We start from the raw sequence: 14,333 nt of genomic DNA on the forward strand, positions 1-14,333 counted from the left end.
TCTTTTAAAACTTATATCTTACAAAAGCTTCCATAGCTTCGTAATTTGCCAAGCCTAAATCATCATAAGCTTGTGCAGTTTCCCTGTTTCTATCTTCCGCTCTTTTCCAAAATTCTCTGGCGTCATCACCCGGAAAAACAGCTCTGTCTTTTTGAGATTGGTGTTTGAAGATGGCAAATTTCTTGCGCTCCACTTCTTGCGGGCTCAAAGGAACCGCCATTTCAATTTCATGTGGTTCAAATTCTAGCCAAGCACCACGATACATCCATAGCCAGCAATCGTTAACCCAGCTTTCGGTTTGTTTTAATCTTCTTAAAGCTTCTATAATTATATTAAAACAAACAATGTGCGTACCATGTGGGTCTTCAAAATCTCCAGCAGCAAAAATCTGTTCGGGCTTTATTTTTTGCAAAAGCTCCATCGTAAGTATTACATCTGCTTCAGTAACCGGATTTTTTTGGCTTTTTCCACTTTCGTAAAATGGCAATGCCATAAAATGAATATGATCATCTTCCAATCCGCAGTAGCGAGCACCAGCAATAGCTTCGCCTTTTCTAATTAAACCTTTAACAGTTTGTATTTCTGGCGTATCTACTTGGTTTGGCTTTTTAGCGTCAATAAACTCACGCATCCGCTGGTACATTTCTTTCAGTTCAGGATTGCCAAGTCCCATTTTCTCTGCAAAATCTATATTAAATTCCACAAAACGAAGCACATCATCATCCCAAACAGCAGTGTTTCCAGAAGTTTGGTAAGCCACATGTACATCGTGTTTTTGATCTACCAAACGAATAAAAGTACCACCCATTGAAATTACATCGTCATCTGGATGCGGAGAAAAAATAACTACACGTTTTTGTGCAGGCTCAGCTCTTTCTGGGCGTTGCGTATCATCTGCATTAGGTTTGCCGCCTGGCCAGCCCGTAATGGTATGTTGCAGTTTGTTAAAAATATGGATGTTGATATTGTAAACTGGACCTTTTTCTAAGGCCAGCTGCGCCATGCCGTTATTGTTAAAATCGTCTTCTGTTAATTTTAAAATCGGTTTAGATAGGGTATTTGCTAACCAAATTACAGCCTTTCTAGTTAAAGCTTCGGTCCAAATACAATCTTTAACCAACCATGGCGTATCAAATCTGGTTAATAAAGACGCCGCATCTTCATCCAAAATAAACTCAACATGGTCAGAAAGTTGTAGGTAGGTTGCTGGCACTTCGCTAGAAATTTCGCCTTCAACAGCCTTCTTTATAATGGAAGCCTTTTTGGTATTCCAGGCCATCAATATAATTTCCTTGGCTTTAAATATGGTACCAATTCCCATTGTAATGGCTTTGGTCGGCACAAAAGATTTACCACCAAAATCCCTAGCAGCATCTCTACGGGTTAGATCGTCAAGCGTTACCAATCTAGTACCCGAGTTTGGAGCAGAACCTGGCTCATTAAAACCAATGTGGCCTGTACGCCCAATACCCAAAATCTGAATATCTAAACCTCCAAATTCGCCTATTTTCTGTTCGTAAGCCAAGCAGAATGCCGGTATATCTTCCAGTTTCAAAGTTCCATCTGGGATATGAACATTCGCTTTATCTATATCAATAAGATCAAACAACTGTTCATTCATAAACGATACATAGCTTTGAGCCGCAGTAGGTTGCATCGGATAGTATTCATCCAAGTTAAATGTTACTACATTTCTAAAGCTTAAGCCTTCTTCTTTGTGTAGGCGAACCAATTCTGCATAAACACCAACTGGCGTGGCGCCTGTTGCTAAGCCTAGTACGGCCAATAAATTGCTTTCTTGTTTAGCCCTAATAATGTTCGCAATACGATGCGCAACATTTATAGATGCCTCTTTTGGGTTTTTAAAAACGGTAACTGGGAGTTTTTCGAACCTCGTTTCTTCTAAAAGATTTAATCTTGCCATTAATCTAATGTTTTTTGTAAACGGAGCAGTAAATATATAGTTAATGGCTAAATATCTCCAAAGGTTATTTGCTTTTATTACAAGTATTTTTTTAAGCTTTGCATTAAAGCCCATATCAAACGTTTGTTTAAAAATTAACCAAATTAGCATGAATAGCCAAATTCAAAAACTGTATGAAATTGCTGGTAAAACCGAAAGATTAATTATTGGTCTAATGTCTGGAACATCAATGGATGGACTGGATATTGCGCTATGTAAATGCAAAAATAGCGGTCCGGAAACTCAGGTAGAACTGCTAAAGTTTATAACTATTCCTTATCAAGATGATTTTAGAGCAGATGTAAAAAGCATTTTTTCTAAACGCGATGCGGATCTGGAGAAAGTAACAATGTTGAACGAAAAAATAGGTTTGGTACATGCCGACATGATTTTAGAAGCACTCCAAACTTGGAAAGTAGATAAAAATTCAATCGATGTAATCGCAAGTCATGGGCAAACTATTTTTCATGCGCCAAAGTCGTTGCACGGCAAGGCCGAATATCCAAATGCTACCTTGCAAATTGGCGACGCAGACCATATCGCTGTAAAAACAGGGATTATCACTTTAGCGGATTTTAGACAAAAACATTTAGCTGCTGGTGGCGAAGGTGCTCCATTAGCCGTTTATGGCGATTATTTGGTTTTTAGCAAAGCTGATGAAGATCGTATCATGCTGAATATCGGTGGCATAGCGAATTTTACTTTTTTACCAGGAGATTTAGATGCGGGCAAGGTTTTTTCTACCGATGTTGGTCCGGGAAACACATTAATGGATCAATTTATTCAACTGCATAAACCCGGCAAATACTATGATGAAGATGCTGATATGGCAAGATCTGGCACTCTAAATCAAGCCTTGTTAGTTGCATTAGTAAACGAAAAGTTTTTTAAAATAGATTTTCCAAAAACAACCGGGCCAGAACTGTTTAACCTCAGTTATCTTGAAACGGCTCAAAAAGCCAGCAATACTTTAAACTTAAGCAAAGAAGATGTAATGGCAACCTTATGCCATTTTTCTGCTTACGGAATTATAGATGCCATTAAGCGTACGGTAAAATCATCGGCTATGCCTAAAATATTAATGAGTGGTGGCGGTATGCACAACCCATTGTTGGTGAGCTTACTTAGGCAAGCTTTACCTAAAGCTAATTTTACTACAACAGACGAATTGCAAATAAATCCGGACGCTAAAGAGGCAGTTCTTTTTGCTTTACTGGCTAATGAAACGTTGGCCGGAAACCCAATAAACTTTGGCGACAGAGAAGGTGTGCCATCGGTTTGTATGGGTAAAATATCGTTGCCGAAATAAAATTTTTTTATTTCAAAAAAATATCAAAAACTATTTTTGATATTTACTTAAGGTTACGGTAAGATAAATAGTTCTATAACCGATTGTTTTACAGTAACGGAAACAAAAAATTAACCAAATTAATCTACAAGCTATGAAGAGACTTTACGCTTCTGGGCATTTAAAACTGCGATCTTTAGTTTTACTACCCTTAATTTTATTGCTTTTTACCGTAACGGCCAATGCGCAAAGCAAACGTTACACTATAAGCGGTAAAGTAACCGATGCCTCAAACAAAACTACTATTCCGGGCGCCGGTGTAAAAATTCAAGGAACTAATTTCGGCACTGCTACAAATACCGATGGTAATTTTAGCCTAGCAGCCGATTTAGCCCCGGGAAACTATCAAATTGTTTTTTCTTACATTGGATTTAAGTCGGTAACCAAGCCTTTAGTACTTGGCGATGCGACAAATGTTAGCGTAAGTGCCGAAATTAGTTCGGATGCAATGGGTTTGGACGAGGTTATTGTAACCGGTACATCGCAAGGAACTACCAGAAAACAATTGGGTAACTACATAACTTCGGTTAAAGGAGACGACTTAAATAAAGCGCCGAGTGGAAACGTACTTTCATCTATGCAAGGTAAAGTGGCAGGTGCGCAAATAAGCCAAAACTCTGGAGATCCTGCCGGAGGTATGTCGGTAAAATTACGTGGTATCAGTTCTGCAAACTCATCAACCGAACCATTATATATTATCGATGGTGTAATCGTTAATAACTCCACTACAAGAGTAACAAACACTACTGCAAATTACGATGGTGGTAGTTTTGTGGGTGCTATTGGCCAAAATAGAATGGTGGATATTAATCCAGCAGATATAGAAAGAGTAGAGGTTTTAAACGGTGCATCGGCTGCCGCGATTTATGGTTCTAGAGCAAATGCTGGTGTGATTCAAATTTTTACCAAAAAAGGTGTCGCTGGTAAAACGCAGGTAAGTTTTAATACAAACTTTATGATAAGCGAACTGCGTAAGAAAATAGAGGTTAACCAATCGCCCGTTAAATTTGGAGGGAGTGTTGATGCATTTACGCAAGATGTTATTGCTACCGTTGGTACTCCGGCAGCATTGGTAACTACAACTTCGCCGGTAACGCGTTACGATTATCAGGATTATATCTTTAGAACAGGCTACGGTACAGATAACAATTTGTCTATTTCTGGTGGTGGTGAAAATACTAAAGTTTACTCTTCTTTTGGCTATTTCAGTAACCAAGGTATCATCAAAAATACCAATTTCAGAAAGTACAATTTCAGAACAAACCTTGATCAGAAAATAAACGATTGGGCTAGTGTTTCAGCTGGTTTGAATTACATTAAGAGTTCGGCAGATGAAAAACCAGATGGAAATTCATTCTTCTCTCCAATGAACTCGGTAACCATTATTGGTAACTTCCACGACATTTGGCGAAGGGATGCGAGTGGTAACTTAATGGCTGTTGGAGAAAGAGGGCGTGTAAATCCAGTTTCTGTAATTGAAGATATTAAACAAAAGCAAGAAGTGGATAGAATTATTTCCAACGCAACATTAAAACTAAATCCAATTAAAAACCTAACGGTAGATTTAACTTTAGGTGCCGACAATTCTTCGCAAAACGGAACAACTTACATTCCACCATATACTTACAACGTAAATCCTGATTTTTTTGGTGGTGGAACAACGATAAACGCCACTCAAAATGGCTACTCGAGCGCTGCTACCAGCAAGGCATTTTTATTTAACAACGAAATAAATGCAACCTATCAGGGTAAAATTTCTGAACTATTAACCTCGGTAACACAGGTTGGCTATTCGTATCAATATGAAAGAGGTCAATACGCTTTGTTGCAAGGTAGAGGTTTGGCACCAAAAATAACTACCGTAAATGGAGCTTCTACACCGTTGCCAAGTGCCGACGGTAGAACTGAACTGTCAATTAGCGGTGCTTATATCCAACAAAATTTCAAGTACAAGGATCACTTGTTTGTAACTGGTGCATTGCGTATGGATGAGTCTTCTGTTTTTGGTAACGATAACAGAAACCAGGTTTATGTGAAAGCAAGTTTAAGTTACGTTTTGTCATCAGCAGATTACTGGAAAAAAGGAAACCTATCATCATGGTGGGACACTTTTAAACTAAGAGCAGCTTATGGCCAATCTGGTAACCTAACAGGTATTGGCCCGTACGATCGCATCAACGGATACAATGGCCAAGCGTTTTTAGGCTACACTTCTTTGTTTAGCAGTTTTCAATTAGCTAACGAAAACGTAAAGCCTGAGCGTCAGGATGAGCTGGAAGTAGGTACAGATTTAGGGTTTTTGCAAAACAGATTAACCTTAAGCGCCAACTATTACAATAAAAAGGTAAAAGACTTATTGTTAGCACAAGTAATTGCACCAACAGAAGGATATACAAGTTTCTTAAATAATATCGGTTCGTTAAAAAATACCGGCGTTGAGGTAATTTTAGGCGGTACACCTGTAAAAACACAAGATTTTGCTTGGACCGCCACGGCAATATTTAATAGAAACAGAAACGAAGCCTACAATATTGGCGCAATGCGACTTTTAAGTACTAACCCAGGTGCGCCGGTTGCGATTATTGATGGTGCGCCACTGGGTGTATTTTACGGAACCTATTTCGCTAGAAATTCTGACGGAAGTATGGTGACTAACGCTGCCGGCATACCGCAGCAAGCTAGAGATGGTGCTGGTAATCCATTGAGAAAAATCTTAGGAGATCCTAATCCAGACTACAACTGGAGTTTTGTAAATGATATCAGCTATAAAAAGTTCGGTTTACGTGTGCAGCTTGATGGTGTACAAGGTGGTGACGTTTGGAATGCCGATTGGAGAACCAGACAAGGTGTAGGAAACGGCAAGGTTGCAGAGCAAGAGCAGTTAGGCCAGTTGCCTAGGGGTTATGTAGCCGGCGTTTATGCGATAGAAGAGTGGAGGATTGACGACGGATCTTTTGTAAAATTGAGAGAAGTTTCATTGAGTTACAACATCGGTAAGGTTAAATCTATAAGTAATATGACGGTTGTGCTTAGCGGTAGGAACTTGGTTTCTTGGGATAATTACAAAGGATACGATCCAGAGCTAAACTCGGCAGGCCAGTCTACTATTCTTAGAAACATAGATTTTGGCTCGGTGCCAATTCCAAGAACATTTACGTTAGGCCTACAAGTTAAATTTTAATTAGATTAGTGATGAAAAATTTTAAAACAAAATCGATATATATAGCTTGTGGCCTTTTGACGGTGGCAAGTACTATTTCTTCTTGCAAGAAGGATTTTCAAGATCCTTCGAGAGCAAGTGTGGATGTGGCGCTAGGTTCAAGCCAGGCCCTATCTGCTGTAGCGGTTGGTATTCAGCGCACTTACACCCTAAATAGAACGGGTGTAATCTTTAATGCTATAGCAACTTCTGGTTTCTCCAGTAATGAATTGAGATTATTGAACGCAGGTAATATACCAGAGTTACAATTAAGTACCGGTGGTGTAGCTGTAGATGGAACAAACACTATTTTATTCAATATGTGGGCTTCATCTTACAAGGTTATCGACGAAAGTGATAAGGTAATTGCTGGTGCAGAGGCCTTGGGCGATAAAAATTACGCCGCTGGATTAATTGGCTATGTTAGTATTTTCAAAGCACTTTCTTTAGGTACCGTATCTACATTTTGGCAACAAGTTCCAGTAACTATTGGCAAAAATGTGCCTTTTGTTAGCAGAGCTGATGGTTACAAAGCAGCTATTGCAACTATAGATAATGCGCTAGCTAAAATTGCTGCCAACCCAATTTCTACCCAATTTGCAGCCACGGTGCCTAATTTGAACATTGTAAATACCTTACATGCATTAAAGGCTAGGTATTTGCTATTTAGCGGGCAGTATGCGCTGGCACTTGCCGAAGCGAATACAGTTACCTTAACAACAGGTTCTTCTTTTGCATTTGATAACGCGAACATCAATATCCTGAATTCGATTATCGCTTCTAATAACGTTTTTCAACCTACAGATGCTAATTTGGGCTTAACAGGAACTTTTGTTCCGGATGCAGCAGATAAAAGGATTCCATTTTACACACTTATGGCTGGCTCACCAGCAACAATACGAATGGGAGGTTTCGCAGCTACCACTACAACCGCAATTCCTATCTTCCTGCCTGGAGAAATGATTTTGATTAAAGCCGAAGCTTATGCTCGTCAGGCTACGCCGGATTTAGGCAATTCGCTAACAGAGTTAAACAAGGTAGTAACAAAAACGTCTGATTTGTTTGGCGTTGCGGCAAGTTTGCCAGCTTTAACCGGCCCTTATACCCAAGCGCAGTTGTTGGATTTAATCTATAAACATAGAAGTATAGAGTTGTACGCCTCTGGCTTTAAGCTTGAAGACATGCGGAGGTTCGGCAGACCAGATTCAGAAATGAAGCGCAAATTTATGCCATATCCGTTCCAAGAGCGAGATAATAATACTAATACCCCGGCAAATCCAACATTTTAAATAGAAAAGAGGAGAACGAATTTTCTCCTCTTTTTTTATGCTTAGCTTACTGGTAAGGCTATACAAACATTACAATAGCTTCAAGCTATTTACGGTATATGCTTCTAATAGCTGATCTGTTGGCGCTAGCTCAGTAACCAAATAATTGATATGCTCCAAATCGGCAACTTTTAGGCGTAAGGAAATATTTAGTTTTTCTGAGATGCAAAGTATGGCAACTTTTTTAGAGGCGTTAAACATAGCCTTTTTCAGTTGATTAATTTCCCAATCGGTATCGGTTAAGCCATCTGTAGCATGTAAGGCACTAGTGCCCATAAGGCATAAGTCTACCTTAATTTCTGCTAGCTGACTAATTACATGCCCACCATAAGTAATCTGCGAATTTTTAGAAAACAGACCACCGATCAATATCACTTCAATATTTTGGTATTTTGCCAATTCTACGGCAACCAACGGACTGATAGTAAAAAACGTAGCGCTCAGGTTTTCAGGAAGTTGTTTTACTAATTCAATAATCGTTGTTCCGCCACCGCTTAAAATTACCATTCCATCTTTAATTAAGGGGATGGCTTTTTTTGCTATTATTATTTTTGCATCCTTGGCATAAACGGTACTATCATCAAAGGTAGAATGATAAGATTTAGATAATGCGCCGCCATGAACCTTATAAAGCAGATTATCGTCAGACATTTCCTGCAAATCCCTTCTAATGGTATCCTCAGATACGTTTAAAAGTTGCACCAGATCTGATGTGAGCACGCGGTTATGCAAGTTAATCTGTTTCATTACAAATTCGTGTCTTTCTTTTTTTAACATAGATATTAGAGCTGTTTGGAATATAAGTTTGAAGATAAAAATATTGTGCGGGTTTTTGCGGTTTTCTGCAATATTAATTTGTTGCGTATGAGTTAAATAGTTTAAAATTTTCTTTTTTTACTGGAAAACATTTATCATATTTACTTTACGGTATTTTTAATGCGTATTTGTGCGTGTTTGATTTCGTGCAACCAACAAAACAAAACTTAAAATTTATTAACCAAAATCATGTTTATGAAAAAAAAGCTACTCATGCTGTTTTTGGGCTCGTTACTTTTTGCTTTCCAAGCGCTGGCGCAACAAGTTACGGTAACTGGTAAAATTACCTCAACAGGAGACGGGCAGCCCATTCCAGGTGCTTCTGTAAAAATCAAAGGAACTAATACTGCGGTGCAAACGGCGCCAAGTGGTTTGTATTCTATCAAAGCTAACACAGGAGATGTCTTGCAGTTCTCGTATTTAGGTATGCTAACGCAAGAACGCACCGTGGGCGCTAGTACAACCATTAACATTGCTTTAGCAGAAGATGCGAAAGCGTTAAATGAAGTTGTAGTTACTGCACAGGGTATAGAAAGAAGTAAGCGCTCCTTAGCTTATGATGCGCCAACTGTAAAAGGTGCAGATTTAGCGCAAACACAAAGAGAGAACTTTATCAATGCTTTACAGGGTCGTGTTGCGGGTGTAACGATTACGCCAACAAATGGTACACCTGGTGCATCTTCATCTATTATCATTCGTGGAGCGGTTTCTTTAGACGGAGATAATCAACCTTTATTCGTTGTAGATGGTTTGCCCATTTCTAACAACACATTTAGCGAGTATGGTCTAGTTGGTCAAGGTACCTTTAATAGAACTAATGATTACGGAAACAGGGGTATGGATATTAATCCTGAGGAGATCGAGTCGGTTACAATTTTGAAAGGCCCTGAGGCGGCTGCATTGTATGGCACTCAAGGTGCTTCTGGAGCGGTTGTAATCACTACAAAAAAAGCCAAATCCGGAACTGCAAGAGTAAGTTATAGTGGCGCTTTCACTACTTCTACTCCGTATCGTTTTCCGGAGGTTCAAACGGTTTATGGCGGTGGCGCTGGGGGTATTTTTGACGAAGAGGTACGTACTAGAACCTATTTTGGAGCAAAATATCCTGAAGGATTAAAACGTTATGACAATTTAGATGCATTTTACGGAACAGGTTTTGCACAAAGACACAGTGCGTCTATAGAAGGGGGTAACGAAGCGCTTTCTTTAAGGCTAGGCGTTTTATACAATAATAATAAAGGTCCAATTCAGGGAACAGATAACGAATCTATCAACATAAAATTGACTGGATCCTCGAAGATTGGGTCAAAGTTGACGATAGGTTCTTATTTGAATATGATCTCTCAGAAAACAAATAAAACTTACAAGGGTTCTGGTAGCCCGATGATTAGCGTTCTAAGTTGGCCTTCGCTTATTGATATTCGTGATAGATATACGGCAACTGGCGACAGAAGACTAGTGGGTACAAGTCTTGGGGGAGAATTGGATAATCCATTATGGGCTATGGAGAATAACCCAAACTGGGATAAAGTGAATCGTGTAATAACAAATGTAAATTTCCGCTACACCGCTACAGATTGGTTAAGTTTTCAGGGTGCTGTTGGTGCTGATATTTACTCTATGCAAATATTGGGGGCTTATCATCCTCAATCTTACAATGCAAATGTTGCAAGTTCGGCATATTCGGGTGGAGGTATCAATACTTCGGCTCAGAATTCAAGATTGTTTAATGGTAACTTGTTTGCAATTGCAAAAAAAGATTTTGGCAAATTTAAACCGGTTATACGTTTAGGTTTGGATGCGTCAGACAATAGTGTTCAAACAAATTCGCAATTTGGAACTAGATTTTACCAGCCGAATTTTTATAGTTTAAATAACACAGATCCTACTACCCAGAGAGTAGCTTATCAGGATGTATTGATTCGTAAAATGGGAGCGATAGCTCAGGCTGAGTTAGGATATGACGACATGTTGTATTTAACTTTAACTGGTCGTCAAGATTTTACCTCGACGCTCCCTATAGATAATTATACCTTTTTCTACCCAAGTGCTGCATTAAGCTTTGTTTTTAGTGAGTTACCAGTATTTAAAAAAATGGCATGGCTTAGCGAAGGTAAGTTAAGAGGTGGTTGGGCCCAAACAGGTAAAGATGCACGTACAGCATATATTACAAAAACCAAATTAATTGCTCAGGGAACAACCGGAGGTGGTTTTGGAGTAGATGTTACGTTGGGTAACCCGAACTTAAAAGCAGAATTTACAACATCTATAGATTTAGGTATAGATTTAGGATTTTTCAACAATCGATTATCTGCTAACTTCTCATATTACAAGTTGACAAGTGATGGGCAAATTACAGCTCCTCGTTTAAGTTATGCAACTGGCGCAATCTTAGCTTATATCAATAGTGGAAAAATTGTAAATCAAGGTTTTGAATTAAGCTTAAAAGGCTCCCCAATTAGAAAACCAGATTTTACTTGGGATGTTGGTGTAAATATGACTCGTACTAAAGGTAAATTAACAGCATTGCCAGGAGATCAGGAGACGTTCTATGTTTCAGACAGCTGGCTGTTTGATAACGTGAGAAGGCAATACTTTGTAGGATCATCTATTTCTGGTTTGTCTAGTCAAGAATACATGAGAAACAAAAATGGAGAGATTTTAATTAGCCCAGGCAACGGTTTGCCAATAAAAGATTCTAATTGGACACAGATTGGTGATACTAACCCTGATTTCGGAATTGGTTTAACAAATAACTTTACGTATAAAAATTTCAATTTATCATTCTTATTTGACATTCGTAAAGGCGGGGATATTTATAACGCTACTGAGCTTTACCTTTATGCAAGAGGTTTGTCTAAAACGAGTTTAGATCGTGAGGAACCACGAATCATAAAAGGAGTTTTAAGAGACGGACTGGAAAATACCGCAAATCCAACTCAGAATAATATTGTGGTAATTCCTTATATCACAACATCGTATTATTCTACATCATTTAATACTATTGATTTTATTGAAAAGGACATCAATTGGATTAGGTTAAAAGATGTAACGCTAGGATACAATTTACCGAAGTCTGTTTTTGCAAACAGTAAAACCTTCAAATCGGCGAGTGTATTTTTCACAGGTACAGATTTATGGTTGCTTACTAATTACACAGGAGTAGATCCTTCGGTTAATGGTTTAAGTGCGGCTTCTGGTGGTACAGGTGGTAGTGGTATTGATTTTGGTTCTTTCGGACAGCCAAGAAGTTTCAGTTTAGGTGTAAGAGTTGGTTTTTAATTATGAAAACAATGAAAAAGATATATATAGTATTAATTGCAGTTGCAATTACCTTTTCGGGCTGTAAAAAGTATTTCGATGTAAATACTGATCCGGCTACTCCTCAAAATCCAGAGAGTAGAACACTGGTTTCTCCTTTATTTGCACAAATGGAGCGTGGAGTGCAGTTTGATTCTAGATATTTAGGAAGTTTAATTCAATATTTTGGAGGAGCTGTAAACGTAGGGGAAAATCATGGTTGGATTCCTGCTAGTGATGCAATGGGTGAAATCTGGCGTACTAATTATTATGGCCTGGGTGCCAATTTAAATTTAATTTTGGCCGATAGTGAAGCGAAGAAAGAATATAATTACGTGGCGCTTGCCCAAGCATTAAAAGCATGGGGATGGCAGATTACAACAGATTATCATGGAGAAGTTATTTTAAAGCAAGCTTATGAGCCAAATCGTTTCGTTTTTGATTATGATCCACAACCTGAGGTTTATGCCGAGGTGGTTAGATTAGCCAATGAGTCTATTGCAAATTTTAGTAGAACAGATGGTGCAGGCACTGTAGCAAAATTGGCTGGACCGGATTTAGTTTATCAAGGTGATGCAAATAAGTGGATTAAGTTTAATTATGGTTTGTTGGCTAGAAATGCGAACAACCTAGTTAACAAGTCAAGTTACGATCCGGCTAAGGTTATTGAATATTGCGACAAATCTTTGGCGTCAAACTCAGATAATTTTATTGTGCCTAATAATGGAGCTACTTCTGCAGATGGAAATTTCTTTGGACCGCTTAGGCAGAATCTTCAAAACTATCGTCAAACAAGAATTATTGTGGGACTGTTAGATGGAACATATTTAACAGCTACTCCAGGCTCTGTAATTGATCCGCGTAGAGACAATATGATTACTGCTTCAGCTGATGGTATATTTAGAGGAACCAACCCAGGTTTGGCAGATGGAGGAACTGTTGCTGCAAAAAATCAAATTCCTAATCCTTGGGGAACATTAGGTTCTGTAAATCCGGGTCCTGGCTTAGGTAAATATATATTTAAAGATAAAGCCGGCTTTCCGATTATGACTTCTACTGAAATACAATTCATCAAAGCAGAAGCCGCATTTAGAGCTGGCAATTTGCCATTAGCACATACGGCTTATCTGAAGGGAATTTCAGAAAGTATTGATTATGTAAGTAGTCAAGGGACTGCTATCACTAATGCCGCTAAAACAGCCTATTTAACTAGCGCAGCTGTTAGACAAGAATCGGGAGCTTTAACTTTGAAAGACATCATGTTACAGAAATATTTAGCTTTATATGGTTATGGCTTTGTAGAAACTTGGAGCGATCTTCGAAAATACAATTATAATGTGGGCGACGTAAAAGGTAATAACCCTTATCTTAATGTTTATGTTTTCCCAACTTTTTTTGCTGATAATGGAGGAAGACCTGCTCAACGTTACCGTCCTAGATATAATTCAGAGTATTTATGGAATGTGGCTGCAATTCAAAAAATAGGTGCGGACCAAGTTGATTATCACACTAAAAAAATGTGGTTTACTGAGCCTTAATTAACCTTAAATTTAAAAAAATGAAAAAGATAATATATTTTATTGCTGCATTTGGCTTACTTATAACATCATGTAGTAAAGATGATACTTTGGTGCAGAATACCGAATACGAGAAGGTAGCTCCGGGCGATCCCAAATACTCATATATCAAATTTTTAAACCTAACTCCTGGTAGTCCGGTAGTAAATTACTACTTAGACGGAACAAAATTTTCTGCAGCATTATCTTCTTTAGGAGTAGAAAATGCTGGTTATGCTTACAATGGATTATTCCCTGATTTAGGATATGCGGTTACTTCGCCTGGCTCGCACGCATTAACTGCTAAAATTATTCCATCGGCTACGGTTGATAAAAACTTAGAAGTTTTAAAAACAACTATTAACCCTGCAGCAGGTAAATATTATACTATTTTAACAACGGGACAATATAGCGCCACAAATAAATCAATCGGCCCAATAGTTGTTCTGGATGACGTTAGGCCGGCTACTGACACTACTAAAGTATTTGTAAGAATGGTTAATTTGTTAAATGGTGGCCCTGCCATTGATTTAGTTAGGGGTGAGGTTAATACTGGTTCGAAATTAATTCCTAATGTGGCGCTAGGCACTGGATCTGGTTGGGCCGAGATTGCTAACCCAGGGAGTGGTACAGCGCCTGTTGTTAAGTTTTGGTTAAATAATGCGGCTAGCGGAGTAGCTTTAACGCCTGTTTATCAGCCTTCTTTAATTAAGGGCCGAGCTTACACTATATATATTAGAGGTGTTGTTGGATCGACTACATTTGCGCCGACGATAAGCATATACTCGACATTTTACTAAACTAATGATCTGCATTAAAAACC

The 14,333-nt window shown here is 38.6% G+C and carries 8 protein-coding genes; 6 read left to right on the forward strand and 2 right to left on the reverse strand.

Annotated features, from left to right (window positions below; translation table 11 throughout):
• Positions 1-4 precede the first annotated feature (4 nt).
• Positions 5-1,924: a glucosamine-6-phosphate deaminase gene (locus DUT69_RS02790; protein ID WP_113652455.1), complete on the reverse strand. Its 1,920-nt coding sequence runs from the start codon at positions 1,922-1,924 to the stop codon at positions 5-7.
• A gap of 148 nt (positions 1,925-2,072) precedes the next feature.
• On the opposite strand from DUT69_RS02790, the gene DUT69_RS02795 reads away from it, so the two are divergent.
• The 3 genes from DUT69_RS02795 to DUT69_RS02805 all read left to right on the forward strand — a co-directional run bounded on the left by DUT69_RS02795 (position 2,073) and on the right by DUT69_RS02805 (position 7,799).
• A complete protein-coding gene (locus DUT69_RS02795; protein WP_113652457.1) occupies positions 2,073-3,272 on the forward strand; it encodes an anhydro-N-acetylmuramic acid kinase in 1,200 nt (399 codons plus the stop codon).
• 133 nt (positions 3,273-3,405) lie between these two features.
• Entirely contained in the window at positions 3,406-6,492 is a 3,087-nt protein-coding gene (locus tag DUT69_RS02800; protein WP_113651610.1) for a SusC/RagA family TonB-linked outer membrane protein, read from the forward strand.
• An 11-nt stretch (positions 6,493-6,503) separates the two neighbouring features.
• On the forward strand, positions 6,504-7,799 hold the full coding sequence (locus DUT69_RS02805) for a RagB/SusD family nutrient uptake outer membrane protein (protein WP_113651611.1): 1,296 nt from the start codon (positions 6,504-6,506) through the stop codon (positions 7,797-7,799).
• Positions 7,800-7,868: 69 nt separating this feature from the next.
• On the opposite strand, the gene DUT69_RS02810 is transcribed toward DUT69_RS02805, so the two are convergent.
• Complete coding sequence (locus DUT69_RS02810; protein WP_113651612.1) at positions 7,869-8,615, reverse strand: DeoR/GlpR family DNA-binding transcription regulator; 747 nt, start codon at positions 8,613-8,615, stop codon at positions 7,869-7,871.
• 234 nt (positions 8,616-8,849) lie between these two features.
• On the opposite strand from DUT69_RS02810, the gene DUT69_RS02815 reads away from it, so the two are divergent.
• Genes DUT69_RS02815 through DUT69_RS02825 form a run of 3 tightly spaced genes read left to right on the forward strand, consistent with a single transcriptional unit; the run spans position 8,850 to position 14,310 of the window.
• On the forward strand, positions 8,850-11,936 hold the full coding sequence (locus DUT69_RS02815) for a SusC/RagA family TonB-linked outer membrane protein (RefSeq protein WP_162796154.1): 3,087 nt from the start codon (positions 8,850-8,852) through the stop codon (positions 11,934-11,936).
• Positions 11,937-11,947: 11 nt separating this feature from the next.
• Positions 11,948-13,492: a SusD/RagB family nutrient-binding outer membrane lipoprotein gene (locus DUT69_RS02820; protein ID WP_113652459.1), complete on the forward strand. Its 1,545-nt coding sequence runs from the start codon at positions 11,948-11,950 to the stop codon at positions 13,490-13,492.
• 20 nt (positions 13,493-13,512) lie between these two features.
• On the forward strand, positions 13,513-14,310 hold the full coding sequence (locus DUT69_RS02825) for a DUF4397 domain-containing protein (protein ID WP_113651614.1): 798 nt from the start codon (positions 13,513-13,515) through the stop codon (positions 14,308-14,310).
• The last annotated feature ends 23 nt before the right edge of the window (positions 14,311-14,333 follow it).

This window comes from Pedobacter namyangjuensis, assembly GCF_003313325.1.
GTDB lineage: Bacteria > Bacteroidota > Bacteroidia > Sphingobacteriales > Sphingobacteriaceae > Pedobacter > Pedobacter namyangjuensis.